The organism is Burkholderia puraquae (genome assembly GCF_002099195.1).
Lineage (GTDB): Bacteria > Pseudomonadota > Gammaproteobacteria > Burkholderiales > Burkholderiaceae > Burkholderia > Burkholderia puraquae.
In genome coordinates this window covers 77,606-94,798 of record NZ_NBYX01000018.1, presented here as the reverse complement: position 1 = coordinate 94,798, position 17,193 = coordinate 77,606, and the positions used below count along the sequence as shown (strand labels likewise).

At 68.0% G+C, this 17,193-nt stretch carries 16 protein-coding genes; 6 read left to right on the top strand and 10 right to left on the bottom strand.

Features of this window, described 5'->3' with window-relative positions:
* Positions 1–128 precede the first annotated feature (128 nt).
* From kdpE to B7G54_RS28150, 10 genes are all read right to left on the bottom strand, one after another.
* Entirely contained in the window at positions 129–827 is a 699-nt protein-coding gene (gene kdpE / locus B7G54_RS28190) for a two-component system response regulator KdpE (RefSeq protein ID WP_085042032.1), read from the bottom strand.
* Positions 820–3,663 (bottom strand): DUF4118 domain-containing protein, encoded by a 2,844-nt coding sequence (locus tag B7G54_RS28185; RefSeq protein ID WP_085042031.1) that lies wholly within the window; start codon positions 3,661–3,663, stop codon positions 820–822. Before B7G54_RS28185 ends, kdpE begins: the two co-directional genes overlap by 8 nt.
* Before the next feature lie 151 nt (positions 3,664–3,814).
* On the bottom strand, positions 3,815–4,396 hold the full coding sequence (gene kdpC / locus B7G54_RS28180; RefSeq protein WP_085042030.1) for a potassium-transporting ATPase subunit KdpC: 582 nt from the start codon (positions 4,394–4,396) through the stop codon (positions 3,815–3,817).
* A 25-nt stretch (positions 4,397–4,421) separates the two neighbouring features.
* A complete protein-coding gene (gene kdpB, locus B7G54_RS28175) occupies positions 4,422–6,506 on the bottom strand; it encodes a potassium-transporting ATPase subunit KdpB (RefSeq protein ID WP_085042029.1) in 2,085 nt (694 codons plus the stop codon).
* Positions 6,507–6,560: 54 nt separating this feature from the next.
* Positions 6,561–8,366, bottom strand: a complete 1,806-nt coding sequence (gene kdpA / locus B7G54_RS28170) for a potassium-transporting ATPase subunit KdpA (RefSeq protein WP_085042028.1) — start codon at positions 8,364–8,366, stop codon at positions 6,561–6,563.
* Entirely contained in the window at positions 8,363–8,455 is a 93-nt protein-coding gene (gene kdpF / locus B7G54_RS28165; RefSeq protein ID WP_006752209.1) for a K(+)-transporting ATPase subunit F, read from the bottom strand. The genes kdpA and kdpF overlap by 4 nt, the downstream gene beginning before the upstream one ends.
* Positions 8,452–8,574 (bottom strand): hypothetical protein, encoded by a 123-nt coding sequence (locus tag B7G54_RS40030; protein WP_279628091.1) that lies wholly within the window; start codon positions 8,572–8,574, stop codon positions 8,452–8,454. Before B7G54_RS40030 ends, kdpF begins: the two co-directional genes overlap by 4 nt.
* A 190-nt stretch (positions 8,575–8,764) precedes the next feature.
* The gene (locus B7G54_RS28160; protein ID WP_085042027.1) at positions 8,765–9,739 is read right to left on the bottom strand and encodes a quinone oxidoreductase family protein; all 975 of its coding nucleotides are present in this window, start codon (positions 9,737–9,739) and stop codon (positions 8,765–8,767) included.
* Positions 9,740–10,515: 776 nt separating this feature from the next.
* Positions 10,516–10,908, bottom strand: coding sequence for a methylglyoxal synthase (locus B7G54_RS28155; RefSeq protein ID WP_006478230.1), 393 nt, complete (start codon positions 10,906–10,908; stop codon positions 10,516–10,518).
* A 55-nt stretch (positions 10,909–10,963) separates the two neighbouring features.
* A complete protein-coding gene (locus B7G54_RS28150; RefSeq protein ID WP_085042085.1) occupies positions 10,964–11,743 on the bottom strand; it encodes an SDR family oxidoreductase in 780 nt (259 codons plus the stop codon).
* A gap of 230 nt (positions 11,744–11,973) precedes the next feature.
* Here B7G54_RS28150 and upp point away from each other — a divergent pair, with 230 nt between their 5' ends.
* The 6 genes from upp (at position 11,974) to rsfS (ending at position 17,176) form a co-directional block, all read left to right on the top strand.
* Positions 11,974–12,624, top strand: a complete 651-nt coding sequence (upp, locus tag B7G54_RS28145; RefSeq protein WP_043188934.1) for a uracil phosphoribosyltransferase — start codon at positions 11,974–11,976, stop codon at positions 12,622–12,624.
* Positions 12,625–12,841: 217 nt separating this feature from the next.
* On the top strand, positions 12,842–13,570 hold the full coding sequence (locus B7G54_RS28140; protein WP_011352741.1) for a YebC/PmpR family DNA-binding transcriptional regulator: 729 nt from the start codon (positions 12,842–12,844) through the stop codon (positions 13,568–13,570).
* A 104-nt stretch (positions 13,571–13,674) separates the two neighbouring features.
* Positions 13,675–14,952 (top strand): phosphoribosylamine--glycine ligase, encoded by a 1,278-nt coding sequence (gene purD, locus B7G54_RS28135; protein WP_085042026.1) that lies wholly within the window; start codon positions 13,675–13,677, stop codon positions 14,950–14,952.
* 119 nt (positions 14,953–15,071) lie between these two features.
* A complete protein-coding gene (gene hemF / locus B7G54_RS28130; protein WP_085042025.1) occupies positions 15,072–15,995 on the top strand; it encodes an oxygen-dependent coproporphyrinogen oxidase in 924 nt (307 codons plus the stop codon).
* A gap of 28 nt (positions 15,996–16,023) precedes the next feature.
* Complete coding sequence (locus B7G54_RS28125) at positions 16,024–16,725, top strand: nicotinate-nucleotide adenylyltransferase (protein WP_085042024.1); 702 nt, start codon at positions 16,024–16,026, stop codon at positions 16,723–16,725.
* A 4-nt stretch (positions 16,726–16,729) separates the two neighbouring features.
* Positions 16,730–17,176, top strand: coding sequence for a ribosome silencing factor (gene rsfS, locus B7G54_RS28120; protein ID WP_027786832.1), 447 nt, complete (start codon positions 16,730–16,732; stop codon positions 17,174–17,176).
* Positions 17,177–17,193 lie beyond the last annotated feature (17 nt).

Here is a 17,193-nt window from a genome sequence, read left to right as displayed (position 1 = left end):
GTCAGGATAACGGGGAATGAGCGCCGGGTGTGCAACGCGCGCGTCGGCCGCGAGACTGTCGCGCCGACGCAACCCTGCCGGCGCGCGACGTCACGCGCACGTGCGCCGCTGCGGCCCGGCCGGGCCCGTCATGCGGCGCCGACGAGCCGGTAGCCGACGCCCGTCTCGGTGATGATGTACTCGGGCTGCGCCGGGTCGCGCTCGAGCTTCTGGCGCAGGTGCGCCATGTAGATGCGCAGGTAGTGATGGCTTTCGATGTGCGACGGCCCCCACACGTCGCGCAGCAACTGGCGGTGCGTGAGCACGCGCCCAGCGTGCCGCACGAGCGTCGCGAGCAGCCGGTACTCGAGCGGCGTCAGGTGCACGATCTCTCCGTCGCGCCACACCTGGCGCAGCGCGAGATCGACGGCCACCGTGCCGAAGCTCACTTTCGGCGACTCGTTCGCACCGCCCTGGTTGCGCCGGCGCAGTTGCGCACGGATCCGCGCACGCAGTTCGGACACGCCGAACGGCTTGGTCAGGTAATCGTCGGCGCCCGCGTCGAGCGCCGCGACCTTCTCTTCTTCCTGCGTGCGCGCGGACAGCACGATCACCGGCACCTCGGACCAGCCGCGCAGCTCGCGGATCACGTCGAGGCCGTCGGTATCGGGCAGGCCGAGGTCGACGATCACGAGATCGGGCTTGCGCGTCGCCGCGTCGATCAGCCCCTGCTTGCCCGTCTCGGCCTCGAACACCGCGATGTCCTCCTCCTCGAGCGCGGCGCGCACGAAACGGCGGATCTGCTTTTCGTCCTCGATCAGGACGACGGTCAGGCTGGGTTCACTCATGGTCTGGCAATGACTCGGATGGGGACGATGCACCCGGCACATCGGGTTCGTCGTCGGATACGGCGGGCACGGCCGGCGGTGTCTCGACCGGCAGCGTGAACCAGAAGCGCGCGCCCGTCACGTGGCCGTCGGGCGCGACGCGGTTGAGCGCGCCGATTTTACCGCCGTGCGCCTCGACGATCGCGCGGCAGATCGCGAGGCCGAGGCCGATGCCGGGCGTCGCCGATTCCTTCTCGCCGCGCGTGAACTTGTCGAAGATCCGCGTTTCCATGCCGGCCGGCAGGCCCGGGCCGTGATCGTCGACATGCACGCGCACGAACGGCAACCCGTCTTCGGTCACGCGCTCGGCGCCGATGTCGAGCGGCGTATCGGGCGGCGTGTACTTCGCCGCGTTCTCGAACAGGTTGGTGAACAGGCGCTCCATCAGCACCGCATCCATCTGCAACAGCGGCAGGTCGGCCGGCAGCATGACGCGCGCGGGATGGCGCGCAAGCACGCGCTTGCAGGCGGCGAGTGCGGCGCCGACGGTTTCCTCGAGCAGCGACCACTGGCGCTTGAGCTGCAGGCTACCGGCCTGCAGCCGCGCCATGTCGAGCAGGTTCGTGACGATGCCCGTCATCCGCAGCGCCTCGTCGTGGATCGCGTCGACGAGTTCGCCCTCGCGCTGCGCGGAGCGTTCGGCCGCCGCCGCGTCGCCACCCTGCGCGGCCGCGCGCCCGTTCGCAAGCATCGACGAGAAACCGACGATCGTCGTGAGCGGCGTGCGCAGGTCGTGCGAGATCGCCGACAGCAACGAGTTGCGCAGCCGCTCGGATTCCATGCTGACGAGCGCGTCGCGCGCGATCTCCACGTAGTGCACGCGTTCGAGCGCGAGCGCGATCTGCGCGGCGAATGCGTCGAGCATCCGCTGCTGCTCGGGCACCTCGAGTTCGCGCGGTTCGCGCGACGCGACCGCAAGCACGCCACGCGTGCGCATCGGCGCCTTCAGCGGCAGGTACAGCGCGGCCGTCGCGGGCAACGTATCGGTGCCGCGGCCGGCCGGCCTCTGCTGGTCGTACACCCACTGGCCGACGTCGCTGTCGAGATCGGCGCCCGTCAGCGTGACGGCCGCATCGGGCTCCTCGATTTTCTGCCGCACCTTGTCCGCGCTGTCGGGCAGCAGGAACGCGACGCGCGCGCGGAACACCTCGCCCACGTGGCGGCTGCCAATCTCGACGATCTGCTCGGTCGTCAGCGCCGCGCCCAGCTCGCGCGCCATCGCATAGATCGCGCCGGTGCGGCGCTCGCGGCGCTGTGCGACGCTCGCCTGGCGCGTCAATGTCGACGTCAGGTGGCTGATCACGAGCGACGTCAGCAGCATCCCGAAGAAGGTCAGCAGGTATTGCGTATCGCTGACCGAGAACGACATGCGCGGCGGCACGAAGAAAAAATCGAACGCGGCCACCGACAGGAACGACTGCAGCACGCCCGGGCCGCGCCCGAGCCGCACGGCGGAGAACACGACGCCGAGCAGGTACAGCATCACGAGGTTCGTGAGGTCGAGCCGCTCGGACACGAGGCTCGCGACGACCGTGATCGCCGCGCAGATCGCGGCCGCGTATACATAGTGCCGCGGCGGCGAACGGTGCGTGCCGAACTGCGCGAACGCATCGCGCCAGTCGCGCGCACGCGCGTCGAGCGGTGCGGCGCGTGCCTCGTCGCTCGCGGACGCACGGATCAGCATCAGGTCGACGTCGCCCGCGCGTTCGGCGAGCTGTTCGCCGAACGGCCGCGCGAGGCGGCGCACGAGCCCGGCCTTCGGCGAGCCGCCCGCGACGATCTTCGACACGTTGCGCACCTTCGCATAGCCGATCAGCGCGGCAACCGCGTCGGCGCCGGCGAGCGTGGCCGTCTCCGCGCCGAGTTCGGCCGCGAGCTTCAGTGCGTCGAGCGTGCGCTGCCGTCGCGCATCGGGCAGCCGCTGCAGGCGCGGCGTCTCCACATAGACGGCGATCCAGTCGGCCTTCAGGCTCGCGGCGAGCCGCGCGGCCGCGCGCACGAGCGTCGGTGCTTCGGGGCCCGGCCCGACGCACACGAGCAGGCGCTCGCGCGCCTGCCAGATGCGCTGGATCGAACGGTCGGCGCGGTATTCGCGCATCTGCGCGTCGACGCGATCGGCCGTGCGCCGCAGCGCAAGTTCGCGCAGTGCGATCAGGTTGCCCTTGCGGAAGAAGTTGCGCACCGCCCGCTCCGCCTGCTGCGCGAGATAGACCTTGCCGTCGCGCATCCGCTCGAGCAGTTCCTCGGCCGGCAGGTCGACGAGCGTGACTTCGTCGGCCGCGTCGAACACGCGGTCGGGCACCGTCTCCCACACGCGGATGCCGGTGATCGCGCCGACCACGTCGTTCAGGCTTTCGAGGTGCTGGACGTTGACGGTCGTGTAGACGTCGATGCCCGCGTCGAGCAGCTCGTACACATCCTGCCAGCGCTTCAGGTGCCGCGCGCCCTGCACGTTCGAGTGCGCAAGCTCGTCGACGAGGATCAGTTGCGGCTGGCGCGCGAGCGCGCCATCGAGATCGAATTCGGCGAGCGTGCGGCCGCGATAGTCGATGCGCGCGAGCGGCAGTACGTCGAGGCCGTCGAGCAGCGCGGCGGTTTCGCTGCGCCCGTGGGTCTCGACGATGCCGACGACGACGTCGACGCCCTCCTGCAGGCGCTGGCGCGCGGCCTGCAGCATCGCGTAGGTCTTGCCGACACCGGCCGATGCGCCGAAGAAGATCTTGAGCTGGCCGCGCCGCTGCTTTTCTTCGTCACGCTGCAGCTTGTCGAGGAGTTGGTCTGGATCGGGACGATTCATGCGTCAGAAAGGCGGAGCGCCCGGATGCGCGCGAGTACGAGCATTGTTGTTCCAAATCGCCGCAAAAGGCAAAGACGGCGCATGCGCCGTCGGAAAAGGATGGGTCCGGCGCGGATCGGGCCGCGCCGGACGCCGGTTGCCGCGCGCTCGGTCAGTGCGCAGCCTGCGCCGCGTCGAGCGCGAGGTTCAGCTTCAGCACGTTCACGCGCGCTTCGCCGAGCACGCCGAACTGGCGGCCCGTCGTGTTCGCGGCGACGAGCTGCGCGACCGCGTCGGGCGCCAGGTTGCGCGCCTTCGCGACACGCTCGACCTGGTACGCGGCGGCGGCCGGCGTGATTTCCGGATCGAGGCCGCTCGCCGACGCCGTCACGAGGTCGACCGGCACCGGCTTCGACATGTCGGTACCTGCGTCGCGCAGCGCGGCGATGCGCCCCTTCACCTGGTCGGCGAGCGACGGGTTCAGCGGGCCGAGGTTCGAGCCGCCGGAGCCGGACGCGTTGTACGGCATCGGCGACGTGGCCGACAGCCGGCCCCAGAAGTACTTCGGCGCATCGAACGGCTGGCCGATCAGCGCGGAGCCAACCGCCTTGCCGTCCTTCTCGATCAGGCTGCCGTTCGCCTGCGACGGGAACACCGCCTGGCCGAACACGGTCATCACGGCCGGGTACGCGAGCCCCGTCACCGCGGTCAGCACGACAAAGATCACGACGAGCGGACGAATCAACGTTTTCATGATGTTTCCTTCAATATCGGCCGGTTCAGGCCCAGCCGAGTGCGGCGAGCGTCATGTCGATCAGCTTGATGAACGGGAACGGCAGCAGCACGCCGCCGAGGCCGTACACCAGCAGGTTGCGGCGCAGGAGCGACGCGGCGCCGAGCGGCCGGTACGTGACGCCCTTCAGCGCGAGCGGGATCAGCGCGACGATGATCAGCGCGTTGAAAATCACCGCCGACAGGATCGCCGACGCAGGCGATGTCAGGTGCATGATGTCAAGCACGCGCAGTTGCGGATAGGTGGTGACGAACGCGGCCGGGATGATCGCGAAATACTTCGCGATATCGTTCGCGATCGAGAACGTCGTCAGCGAGCCGCGCGTCATCAGCATCTGCTTGCCGATCTCGACGATCTCGATCAGCTTCGTCGGGTTCGAGTCGAGATCGACCATGTTGCCGGCTTCCTTCGCGGCCTGCGTACCGGTGTTCATCGCCACGGCGACGTCTGCCTGCGCGAGTGCCGGCGCGTCGTTGGTGCCGTCACCCGTCATCGCGACGAGGCGGCCGGCCGCCTGATGCTCGCGGATCGTCGCGAGCTTGGTTTCCGGCGTCGCTTCCGCGAGGAAATCGTCGACGCCCGCTTCCGCCGCGATCGCCGCGGCCGTCAGCCGGTTGTCGCCCGTCACCATCACGGTCTTGATGCCCATCTTGCGCAGTTCCGCGAAGCGCTCCTTGATGCCGCCCTTCACGATGTCCTTCAGCTCGATCACGCCGAGCACGCGGGCCGCGCCTTCATGCAGGTCGGCCACGACGAGCGGCGTGCTGCCGCGGCGCGCGACGTCGTCGACCGCGCGGCGCACTTCTTCCGGGAAGCGGCCGCCGTGCGTCTCGACGTAGCGGCGGATCGCATCGGCCGCACCCTTGCGGATTTCACGGCCGGGAAGGTCGACGCCGCTCATCCGCGTTTGCGCGGAGAAGCCGAGGAACGTCGCGTGCAATTGCCCCATGTCACGCTGGCGGATGTTGAAGCGTTCCTTTGCCAGCACGACGATGCTGCGGCCTTCCGGCGTTTCGTCGGCGAGCGAAGACAGTTGCGCGGCATCGGCCAGCGCCTCCTCGGTCACGCCCGGCGCGGGCACGAACATCGACGCCTGGCGGTTGCCGAGCGTGATCGTGCCGGTCTTGTCGAGCAGCAGCACGTCGACGTCGCCGGCCGCTTCCACCGCGCGGCCCGACGTTGCGATCACGTTCGCCTGCATCATCCGGCTCATCCCGGCCACGCCGATCGCGGACAACAGCCCGCCGATCGTCGTCGGGATCAGGCACACGAGCAGCGCAACGAGCGCGGTGATCGTCACGACGTGGCCGGCCTTCATCGCTTCGACCGCGAACGTCGAGAACGGCAGCAGCGTCGCGGTCGCGAGCAGCATCACGATCGTCAGCGCGACGAGCAGGATCGTCAGCGCGATCTCGTTCGGCGTCTTCTTGCGCTTCGCGCCTTCGACCATCGCGATCATCCGGTCGAGGAACGCCTCGCCCGGGTTCGCGGTGACCTTCACGACGATCCAGTCGGACAGCACGCGCGTGCCGCCCGTCACCGACGAGAAGTCGCCGCCCGACTCGCGGATCACCGGCGCGGATTCGCCGGTGATCGCCGATTCGTCGACCGACGCGACACCTTCGACCACCTCGCCGTCGGCCGGGATCACGTCGCCGGCCTCGACCAGCACGACGTCACCCTTGCGCAGCTCGGTCGCGGTCGTGATGCGGATGGGCGACTTCGGATGCGGCTCGTTGAGCTTCTTCGCCATCACGTCCTTCTTCGCGCTGCGCAGCGACGCGGCCTGCGCCTTCGAGCGCCCTTCGGCGAGCGCCTCGGCGAAGTTCGCGAACAGCACGGTGAACCACAGCCACAGCGCGATCGCGAGGATGAAGCCCGCAGGCGCCTCGGCCTGGCCGGCGAGCGCCGCGATCCACAGGATCGTGGTCAGGATGCTGCCGACGTACACGCAGAACATCACCGGGTTGCGGAACTGCGTGCGCGGCGTGAGTTTCTTGAACGAGTCCACGATCGCCGGGCGCAGCAGCGCCGGATCGAACATGGACCGTGTTGCGGAATGTTGAGTCATTGCGATCTCTTCAATCTCTTCAGTCTTTTCAAGGTGTCGCGATGCGGGCGCGCATCACGCGCCCAGCCACATCATCAGGTGCTCGACGCCCGGGCCGAGCGCAAGCGCCGGCACGTAGGTCAGCGCGCCCACCAGCAACACGGTGCCGAGCAGCAGCACGACGAACAGCGGACCGTGCGTCGGCAGCGTGCCGCTCGTCACCGCGATGCGCTTCTTCGCGGCCAGCGAGCCGGCGATCGCCAGCACCGGCACGATCGTGCCGAAACGGCCGAACCACATCGCGATCGCGGTCATCCAGTTGTAGAACGGCGTGCCGACCGTCAGGCCCGCGAACGCGCTGCCGTTGTTGTTGGCAGCCGAGCTGAACGCGTACAGGATTTCCGAGAAACCGTGCGGGCCCGGGTTCGCGATGCCGGCCTTGCCTGCATCGGCGAGCACGGCGATCGACGTGCCGACCAGCACGAGCAGCGGCGTGAGCAGCACGACGATCGACACCATCTTCATCTCGTACGCTTCGATCTTCTTGCCGACGTATTCCGGCGTGCGGCCGATCATCAGGCCGGCGACGAACACCGCGAGCAGCGCGAACACGAGCATCCCGTAGAGACCCGAGCCGACCCCGCCGTAGATCACCTCGCCCAGCTGCATCAGCAGCATCGGCACGAGACCGCCGAGCGGCGTCAGCGAATCGTGCATCGTGTCGACCGCGCCGCACGACGCGGCCGTCGTCGCGACCGTGAAGATGCCGGTCTGCGCAATGCCGAAGCGCGTTTCCTTGCCTTCCATGTTGCCGCCCGGCTGTAGCGCGTTCGTCGACTGGTCGACACGCAGCGCGGCGAGCGTCGGGTTGCCGCCCTGCTCGGCGCTCACCTCGATGCCGATCGCAAGCACGAACGCGACCGTCATCGCCGCGAGCACGGCAATACCCTGCCGGCGATCGCCGATCACGCGGCCGAACACGAGACACAGCGCGGCCGGGATGATCAGGATCGAGAAGATCTGCAGGAAGTTCGCGAACGGCGTCGGGTTCTCGTACGGGTGCGCGGAGTTCGCGTTGAAGAAGCCGCCACCGTTGGTGCCGAGCATCTTGATTGCTTCCTGCGACGCGACCGGGCCCATCGCGAGCGTCTGCTTCGTGAGCGGCGTCGGCACCGTCACCGCATTGCCCTTGTCGTCCTTCACCGGGTTGCCCTGCGCGTCGAGCTTCGGCGCCGCATAGGTGCTCGCCTGCAGCACTTGCACGTCCTGGTACGCCCTCATGTTCTGGATCACGCCCTGGCTCATCAGCAGCGCGGCGATGACCATCGACATCGGCACGAGCACGTACATCGTCACGCGCGTGAGGTCGACCCAGAAGTTGCCGATCGTCTGCGCGGTATGGCGCGCGAAGCCGCGGATCAGTGCGATCACGACGACGATGCCGGTTGCCGCCGACAGGAAGTTCTGCACGGTCAGGCCGAGCATCTGCGTCAGGTAGCTGACGGTCTGCTCGGGCGTGTAGTCCTGCCAGTTCGTGTTGGTGACGAAGCTGACGGCCGTGTTGAACGCGCCGTCGACCGTCATCGCGCCGAACTGCTGCGGGTTGCCGGGCAGGAAGCCCTGCAGGCGCAGCAGGCCGTAGAGGAACAGCGCGCCGAGCGCGTTGAACGCGATCGTCGCGACTGCGTACTGCTTCCAGTTCATCTCGCTGCCGGCGTCGACGCCGGCGATGCGGTACAGCGCGCGCTCGAGCGGGCCGAACACGCGCACGACACGCGCGCTGCCGTCCATCACCGCCGACAGGTAGCGCGAGACCGGAACGGCCGCCGCCAGCAGCACGATGATGAAGAGCAGCGTCTGAAAGAGATTGTTCGCGTTCATTCGATGTCCTCCGCGCGCAGCAGCGCAAAGACGAGATACGCGAACAGCAGGGCCGTCGAGGCGCCCGCCAGCCAAAGCATCCAGGTCATGCTCGCCCCCCGCGACCGTATTGCACGAGCTTGTCGCAACCGGCAACCAAGCCGAGGATCAGCGTGGTGAAGAGCACCAGTGCGCCGATGAAAACCCCATCCATTTTTTTGTTCTCCATCGTCGAAATCAGACGACTAGAACCTTATGGGAACGCACGTAAAGGACGGGTCAAAGGTAACGGGGCGGGTATAAAAAACGCGTAAACGCGGAGATCGGCGAGATGGCAGGAACCGGGAGGCGGGACGGACGGCGCCGTGGCGCCGCCCGAAATGGCACATGCCGGCGCGGCGCCGGCACGAGGGGATGGGTCAGGGAACGAGGATCGTCGAGCCGGTGGTCTTGCGCGCCTCGAGATCGGCATGCGCGCGGCCGACTTCCGCGAGCGGATAGCGCTGGTTGATGCTGGTCTTCACCTTGCCCGACAGCAGCACGTCGAACAGCTCGGCGGCAGCGGATTCGAGATCGGCGCGCTTCGCGATGTACGAGAACAGCGTGGGTCGCGTAAAGAACAGCGAGCCGCGCGACGAGAATTCCTTCGAGTCGATCGGCGGCAGCGGGCCCGACGCATTGCCGAAGCTGACGAAGTAGCCGAGCGGCGCGAGGCAGTCGAGCGAACCGATGTAGGTGTCCTTGCCGATCGAATCGTAGACGACCGGCACGCCCGCCCCGTTCGTGATCTCCTTCACGCGCTGCGTGAAGTTCTCGCGCGTGTAGACGATCGGATGGTCGCAGCCGTGCGTCTTCGCGAGCGCGGCTTTCTCGTCGGAGCCGACCGTCCCGATCACGGTCGCGCCGAGCGCCTTCGCCCACTGGCACACGAGCAGGCCGACGCCGCCGGCCGCCGCGTGGATCAGGATCGTGTCGCCGGCCTTCACCGGATACGTGCGGCGCAGCAGGTAGTGCGCGGTCAGGCCCTGCAGCATGACCGACGCCGCGTCGTCGTAGCTGATGCCGTCCGGCAGCTTCACGAGCCGCTCGGCCGGCATCACGCGTTCCTGCGCATAGGCACCCGGCGGCTGCCCGACGTACGCGACGCGGTCGCCCGCCTTGAGCGTGGTCACGCCTTCTCCGACGGCCGTCACCTCGCCCGCCGCCTCCATCCCGAGGCCGCCGGGCAGCGGCTGCGGGTAAAGGCCGGTGCGGAAATACACGTCGATGTAGTTGAGGCCGACCGCGTGCTGCCGGATGCGGACTTCACCCGCCTTCGGCGCACCGACCTCGACATCGACCCACTTCATCACATCCGGGCCGCCCGGCTGGTCGTATCGGATTGCTTTCGGCATCGTTTGCTCCTCTTCTGTCTGGAATCTGGAAATCCGGTTCGGCGAATGTATCGACGTCGCCGCTGCGGCGATGCAGGCGAACCCGGGCCGCAGCGGACGATTCTCGCGCGTCGTGCGCGGTCGTGCAGCGCGTCGATGCAATCCCTTCACATCGGTAGGGTTTTCGCCTGAACTGGATTGCATGGGCGTGTAAGCCGACGGATCGGCAGGATCGGAAGAATGGCTCCCGGTGGGTCCTGTCGCTTGCACAATCAACGACGCTCGTGACACTTCGTCGCGTTCGATCATGGCCTTCCGGTCGGGCGGCGTACCGTCCGCGATGGCTGAGCGGGGCCGCCCCGCGAATTTTCGCGTCGCGCCCGGTGCGCAGGGCACCTCCCGTGCCGCGTCGTCGCACTGGGCCGCCGTCGGCCGACGTCGATGCCGGTGGGCCCGGCAACCCAGGTTCTCGCCGTACTCATTTACGAGATGACGACCGTGCTATTTTGCCTTTTGCCCAATTCGCCAAGTACGCGCAATGATCCGCCCTCTTATCCGGAACCTGTTTGTTATCGCGTCGTTGTCGGCAAGTATCGGCAGTGCAATCGCAGAGCCGGTACCGCGCGTCGACGGCGCGCGCTTGCTCGACGGCGTGAGCCGTTCCGACAATAGCCCGTACGTCAATGCCGAGCGCCACACGATGGCCGGGTATCTGGCCGGGGTAGCCGATGCGACCGAGGGTAAGGACTGGTGCGATAACGGGCGCGTCAAACCGGGACCATCGCGCCAGCCCCCGCCTAGCAAACGTCCTGCATGTTCCGCGCCAGATCGTCGAGCAGCATCCGCGCGGTCGCGACGTTGGTCGCGACCGGCACGTCATGCACATCGCACGCACGCACCAGCGCGGTGATGTCCGGATCGTGCGGCTGCGCGGTCATCGGGTCGCGCAGGAACACGACGATGTCGACGCGGCCGTCGGCCAGCTCCGCACCGATCTGCAGGTCGCCGCCGAGCGGCCCCGACAGCTTGCGCTCGACCTCGAGCCCGTGCGCGGCGGCGATGCGGCCGCCCGTCGTGCCCGTCGCGACCAGCCGGCATTGCGCGAGCGTCTCGCGGTACTGGCCCGCGAGCGCGACGATCTCGTCCTTCTTGGCGTCGTGCGCAATCAATGCGATACGGGGTTTGCTCATCTCCGGTTCCTTCGTGGTTCGATGGTTGTCGTCTTCGTGAATGGCGGTGCGTGCGTCAGAACGTGCCCGGATACGCGCCGCCGTCGAGCAGCCAGTTCTGCCCGGTGATGTAGCCGGCATGCACGCTGCACAGGAACGCGCACGCCGCGCCGAACTCTTCGCGCGTACCGAGGCGGCCGGCCGGGATGTCCTTCGTGCGCCGCGCGCGCATCTCGTCGACCGTCACGCCCTGCGCCTTCGCGGACGCGGCGAGCGTGGTCGCGATCCGGTCGGTGTCGAACAGCCCCGGCAGCAGGTTGTTGATGGTTACACCCTGGCCGGCGACCTTGCGCGACAGCCCCGCGACGAAGCCGGTCAGGCCCGAGCGCGCGCCGTTCGACAGCGCGAGCACGTCGATCGGCGCCTTCACGGCCGAGCTCGTGATGTTGACGATCCGGCCGAAGCCGCGCCCGATCATCCCGTCGACGGTCGCGCGGATCAGCTCGATCGGCGTCAGCATGTTCGATTCGAGCGCGCGGATCCAGTCGTCGTGCGAGAAGTCGCGGAAATCGCCAGGCGGCGGGCCGCCCGCATTCGTCACGAGAATGTCCGGCTGCGGGCACGCGGCGAGCGCGGCCGCGCGCCCGTCCGGCGTCGTGATGTCGCAGGCGACCGCGGTCACCGACACGTTCGCGCCGGCGCGGATCTCCTCCGCGGTTTCCTCCAGCGTGTCGCGCGTGCGCGCAACGATCACGAGGTTCACGCCCTCGGCGGCCAGCGCTTCCGCGCAGCCGCGACCGAGCCCCTTGCTTGCCGCGCACACGAGCGCGGTCTTTCCTGCGATGCCGAGATCCATCGTCGATTCCTTGGTGGCGACACGCGCCGGCTCGGCCCCGTCGCGCCGGCGCATGGACCACGGGCGGGCCAGGCAGGCGAACGGGCGGGCGCGGGCGCGCGGATTGTCGTGAGACGTCGATATTATCCGGATCATGCGGCGCGCCTTGGTAAAATTGCGGGCATAAGCGTGCGGCCGGCTTGCGCCCGCCGCCGCCCCCGATCCCCTTTTGCCGCCAAGGCGCCCCCGTCATGAAACAGGACAGCCGTTTCCCGAACCTCTTCATCACCGATCACCCGCTGATCCAGCACAAGCTCACCCACATGCGCGACAAGGACACGTCCACGCGCACGTTCCGCGAGCTGCTGCGCGAAATCACGCTGCTGATGGGTTACGAGATCACCCGCAACCTGCCGATCACCACCAAGCGGGTCGAAACCCCGCTCGTCGAGGTCGACGCGCCGGTGATCGCGGGCAAGAAACTGGCGATCGTGCCGGTGCTGCGCGCGGGCATCGGGATGTCGGACGGCCTGCTCGACCTGGTTCCGTCGGCTCGCGTCGGCCACATCGGCGTGTACCGCGCCGAGGATCACCGCCCGGTCGAATACCTCGTGCGCCTGCCGGACCTGGAAGACCGCATCTTCATCCTGTGCGACCCGATGGTCGCGACCGGCTACTCGGCCGTGCACGCGGTCGACGTGCTGAAGCGCCGCAACGTGCCGGCCGCGAACATCATGTTCGTCGCGCTGGTCGCCGCACCCGAAGGCGTGCAGGTGTTCCAGGACGCGCACCCGGACGTGAAGCTGTTCGTCGCGTCGCTCGATTCGCACCTGAACGAGCACGCGTACATCGTGCCCGGCCTCGGCGACGCGGGCGACCGCCTGTTCGGCACCAAGAACTGAGCACCTGCACGGCCGCGCAGCGCGCGGCCCGGCTCGCGGCGGCCTGCCCGGCCGTTCGGCCATGCGCGGCGGCCCCGATCCGGCGGTCTGCGCGTGATAAAATCTCGATCCACTCGACACGCGCGGCCCCGCGGCTTCATGCCCGCCGAAACGGCCGCCGATTCAACGACACATTGAAACAATCGCCCGCGCTGCGCGCCCGGGCACGGAGAAAGGTATGGCTGGTCATTCGAAATGGGCCAACATCAAGCATAAGAAGGCAGCGGCCGACGCGAAGCGCGGCAAGATCTGGACTCGCCTGATCAAGGAAATCCAGGTCGCGGCGCGCCTCGGCGGCGGCGACGTCAACTCGAACCCGCGCCTGCGTCTCGCGGTCGACAAGGCGGCCGATGCGAACATGCCGAAGGACAACGTCAAGCGCGCGATCGATCGCGGCGTCGGCGGCGCGGACGGCGCGAACTACGAGGAAATCCGTTACGAAGGCTATGGCATCAGCGGCGCGGCGATCATCGTCGACACGCTGACCGACAACCGCACCCGCACGGTCGCGGAAGTTCGCCACGCGTTCTCGAAGTTCGGCGGCAACATGGGCACCGACGGCTCGGTCGCGTTCATGTTCGATCACGTCGGCCAGTTCCTGTTCGCACCGGGCACGTCGGAAGACGCGCTGATGGAAGCCGCGCTCGAAGCCGGCGCAAACGACGTGAACACGAACGACGACGGTTCGATCGAAGTGCTGTGCGACTGGCAGGCATTCTCGGCGGTGAAGGACGCGCTCGAAGCCGGCGGCTTCAAGGCCGAACTCGCCGAAGTGACGATGAAGCCGCAGAACGAAGTCGAGTTCACCGGCGACGACGCGGCGAAGATGCAGAAGCTCCTGGACGCGCTCGAGAACCTCGACGACGTGCAGGACGTGTATACGAACGCCGTCATCGTCGAGGAATGATGTGCCGGCCGCCGTGCACCTGTCGCGGCGGCGGCCCGACCGAATCCGCGGCCGGCGCGCCTGAGCGTGCCGGCCGCCCTGTTTTCTAGTCTGCGGGGAATCCCATGAAACTACTCGTCGTCGGTTCCGGCGGCCGCGAACATGCGCTGGCGTGGAAGCTCGCGCAATCGCCGCGCGTCCAGATGGTCTACGTCGCGCCCGGCAATGGCGGCACGGCGCAGGACGAGCGTCTGAAGAACGTCGATATCACGGCGCTCGACGAACTCGCCGATTTCGCGGAACGCGAAGGCGTCGCGTTCACGCTCGTCGGGCCGGAAGCGCCGCTCGCGGCCGGCATCGTCAACCTGTTCCGCGCACGCGGCCTGAAGGTCTTCGGCCCGACCCGCGAAGCCGCGCAGCTCGAGAGCTCGAAGGATTTCGCGAAGGCGTTCATGAAGCGCCACGGCATCCCGACCGCCGAGTACGAAACGTTCTCCGACGTGGCCGCCGCGCACGCGTACATCGACGCGAAGGGTGCGCCGATCGTCGTGAAGGCCGACGGCCTCGCGGCCGGCAAGGGCGTCGTCGTCGCGATGACGCTGGAAGAAGCACATGAAGCCGTCGACATGATGCTGTCGGGCAACAAGCTCGGCGATGCCGGCGCGCGCGTCGTGATCGAGGAATTCCTCGATGGCGAGGAAGCCAGCTTCATCGTGATGGTCGACGGCAAGCACGCGCTGGCGCTGGCTTCCAGCCAGGACCACAAGCGCCTGCTCGACGAGGATCGCGGCCCGAACACCGGCGGCATGGGTGCGTATTCGCCCGCGCCGATCGTCACGCCGCAGATGCACGCACGCGTGATGCGCGAGATCATCATGCCGACCGTGCGCGGGATGGAGAAGGACGGCATCCGCTTCACGGGCTTCCTGTATGCGGGCCTGATGATCGACAAGGAAGGCAATCCGCGTACGCTCGAGTTCAACTGCCGGATGGGCGACCCGGAAACGCAGCCGATCATGGCGCGCCTGAAGAGCGATTTCTCGAAGGTCGTCGAGCAGGCGATCGCGGGCACGCTCGATACGGTCGAGCTCGACTGGGACCGCCGCACCGCGCTTGGCGTGGTGCTGGCCGCGCACGGTTATCCGGACGCGCCGCGCAAGGGCGACCGCATCAACGGGATCCCGGCCGAGACCGAACAGGCAGTCACGTTCCATGCGGGCACGACGCTCGACGGCGACAAGCTGACGACGTCCGGCGGCCGCGTGCTGTGCGTGGTCGGCCTGGCCGATTCGGTGCGTGAAGCGCAGCAGCATGCATACGACACGATCAACCAGATCAACTTCGAAGGCATGCAGTACCGTCGCGACATCGGCTTCCGCGCGCTCAACCGCAAGAGCGCGTGACGATTCGCTTCGGGCGCGCCGCAACCCTGCGCGCCCGCTGCTCTGCCGGGGTTCGATAGAATGCCCGGCAGATGCCTTTTTTACGGCCCCCGCTTCGGGCGGGGGCAGCCAGTCCAGACATGACCGATTCGACCTACGACGTAGCGCGCGTGCGCACGTACCTCCAGGACCTGCAGACACGCATCGCCGACGCGCTCGGCGCGCTCGACGGCACGCCGCTCGCGACCGACGCATGGCAGCGCGGGCCGGCCGAGCGCCTGCGCGGCGGCGGCTGCACGCGGATTCTCGAAGGCGGCCGCGTGTTCGAACGCGCGGGGATCGGCTTTTCCGATGTCGCGGGCGATGCACTGCCGCCGTCGGCGAGCGCGGCACGCCCGCAGCTCGCGGGCCGCGGTTTCGAGGCGCTCGGCGTGTCGCTGGTGCTGCACCCGCGCAATCCGTACTGCCCGACCGTGCACATGAACGTGCGGATGCTGATCGCGACGAAACCGGGCGAGGAGCCCGTGTTCTGGTTCGGCGGCGGCATGGATCTGACACCGGTTTACGGTTTCGAGGACGACGCCCGGCATTTCCACCAGACCTGCAAGGATGCGCTCGACCCGTTCGGCGTCGAGCTCTACCCGCGCTTCAAGAAATGGTGCGACGAGTATTTCTTCCTGAAGCACCGCAACGAGATGCGCGGTATCGGCGGGATTTTCTTCGACGATTTCTCGGAGCCCGGTTTCGAACGCTCGTTTGACATGATGCAAAGCGTCGGCGACGCGTTCCTGCAGGCCTACCTGCCGATCGTCGAGCGCCGCGCCGAGCTGCCGTACGGCGAGCGCGAGCGCGACTTCCAGGCGTACCGTCGCGGCCGCTACGTCGAATTCAACCTCGTGTTCGACCGCGGCACGCTGTTCGGCCTGCAAAGCGGCGGCCGGACCGAGTCGATCCTGATGTCGATGCCACCGGTCGCGAACTGGCGCTATAACTGGCAACCCGAACCGGGTTCGCCGGAAGCGCGCCTGTACAGCGACTTCATCGTGCCGCGCGACTGGGTCTGACCCCTGCTTCAAGAAAAAGGAAGCGTTTCTGGACACCATCGCCCGCCCCGCCCCGCTGCCGCGTCGTATCGGCTTGCTGGGCGGCACTTTCGACCCGATCCACGACGGCCATCTCGCGCTCGCGCGCCGGTTCGCCGAGCTGCTCGGCCTGACCGAACTCGTACTGCTGCCCGCCGGGCAGCCGTACCAGAAGCGCGACGTGTCGGCCGCCGAGCATCGGCTCGCGATGACGCGCGCGGCCGCCGGCTCGTTGTCCGTGCCGGGCGTGACCGTGACCGTCGCCACCGACGAGATCGAGCACGTCGGCCCGACCTACACGGTCGAGACGCTCGCGCGCTGGCGCGAGCGGATCGGCCCGGACGCGTCGCTGTCGCTGCTGATCGGCGCCGACCAGCTCGTGCGCCTCGACACGTGGCGCGACTGGCGCAAGCTGTTCGACTATGCGCACATCTGCGTGTCGACGCGCCCGGGCTTCGAGCTCGGCGCGGCGCCGCCGGACGTCGCGCAGGAAATCGCCGCGCGGCAGGCCGGCGCCGACGTGCTGAAGGCCACGCCGGCCGGCCGCCTGCTGATCGATACGACCCTTTCGTTCGACATTGCCGCGACCGACATCCGCGCCCACCTGCGCGAATGCATCGCGCGCCATGCGCAAATGCCCGACGCGTCGGCCGAGCATGTGCCGGCCGCCGTATGGGCCTATATTCTTCAACATCGCCTCTACCACTCCTGAATCCATGGATATTCGCAAACTGCAGCGCGTGATCGTCGACGCCCTCGAAGACGTCAAGGCGCAAGACATCAAGGTGTTCAACACCAGCCACCTGACCGAACTGTTCGACCGCGTGGTCGTCGCTTCGGGCACCTCCAACCGCCAGACCAAGGCGCTCGCGTCGAGCGTGCGCGACAAGGTCAAGGAAGCCGGCGGCGACATCGTCAGCTCCGAAGGCGAAGACACCGGCGAATGGGTGCTGGTCGACTGCGGCGACGCGGTCGTGCACATCCTCCAGCCGGCCCTGCGCCAGTACTACAACCTCGAGGAAATCTGGGGCGACAAACCCGTGCGGATGAAACTCGGCGGCGGCAAGGGGAACGGCTTCGCCACGGCCAGCGAAGGCGACGAGGACGAAGAGGAAGCCGCGCCCGCACGCCCGGCGCGCAAGACGGCCGCCCGCCGCCGTTGAGCCCCGAGTCGTTAAGC

What these genes read in the sequence shown, in the direction of transcription:
- B7G54_RS40030 (WP_279628091.1), bottom strand. Translation starts at nt 8,574, where the DNA reads ATGGAGAACAAAAAAATGGATGGGGTTTTCATCGGCGCACTGGTGCTC.
- kdpC (WP_085042030.1), bottom strand. Translation starts at nt 4,396, where the DNA reads ATGAAAACGTTGATTCGTCCGCTCGTCGTGATCTTTGTCGTGCTGACC.
- kdpB (WP_085042029.1), bottom strand. Translation starts at nt 6,506, where the DNA reads ATGACTCAACATTCCGCAACACGGTCCATGTTCGATCCGGCGCTGCTG.
- purD (WP_085042026.1), top strand. Translation starts at nt 13,675, where the DNA reads ATGAAACTACTCGTCGTCGGTTCCGGCGGCCGCGAACATGCGCTGGCG.
- upp (WP_043188934.1), top strand. Translation starts at nt 11,974, where the DNA reads ATGAAACAGGACAGCCGTTTCCCGAACCTCTTCATCACCGATCACCCG.
- kdpA (WP_085042028.1), bottom strand. Translation starts at nt 8,366, where the DNA reads ATGAACGCGAACAATCTCTTTCAGACGCTGCTCTTCATCATCGTGCTG.
- rsfS (WP_027786832.1), top strand. Translation starts at nt 16,730, where the DNA reads ATGGATATTCGCAAACTGCAGCGCGTGATCGTCGACGCCCTCGAAGAC.
- kdpF (WP_006752209.1), bottom strand. Translation starts at nt 8,455, where the DNA reads ATGACCTGGATGCTTTGGCTGGCGGGCGCCTCGACGGCCCTGCTGTTC.
- B7G54_RS28150 (WP_085042085.1), bottom strand. Translation starts at nt 11,743, where the DNA reads ATGGATCTCGGCATCGCAGGAAAGACCGCGCTCGTGTGCGCGGCAAGC.
- B7G54_RS28155 (WP_006478230.1), bottom strand. Translation starts at nt 10,908, where the DNA reads ATGAGCAAACCCCGTATCGCATTGATTGCGCACGACGCCAAGAAGGAC.
- B7G54_RS28185 (WP_085042031.1), bottom strand. Translation starts at nt 3,663, where the DNA reads ATGAATCGTCCCGATCCAGACCAACTCCTCGACAAGCTGCAGCGTGAC.
- kdpE (WP_085042032.1), bottom strand. Translation starts at nt 827, where the DNA reads ATGAGTGAACCCAGCCTGACCGTCGTCCTGATCGAGGACGAAAAGCAG.
- B7G54_RS28140 (WP_011352741.1), top strand. Translation starts at nt 12,842, where the DNA reads ATGGCTGGTCATTCGAAATGGGCCAACATCAAGCATAAGAAGGCAGCG.
- hemF (WP_085042025.1), top strand. Translation starts at nt 15,072, where the DNA reads ATGACCGATTCGACCTACGACGTAGCGCGCGTGCGCACGTACCTCCAG.
- B7G54_RS28160 (WP_085042027.1), bottom strand. Translation starts at nt 9,739, where the DNA reads ATGCCGAAAGCAATCCGATACGACCAGCCGGGCGGCCCGGATGTGATG.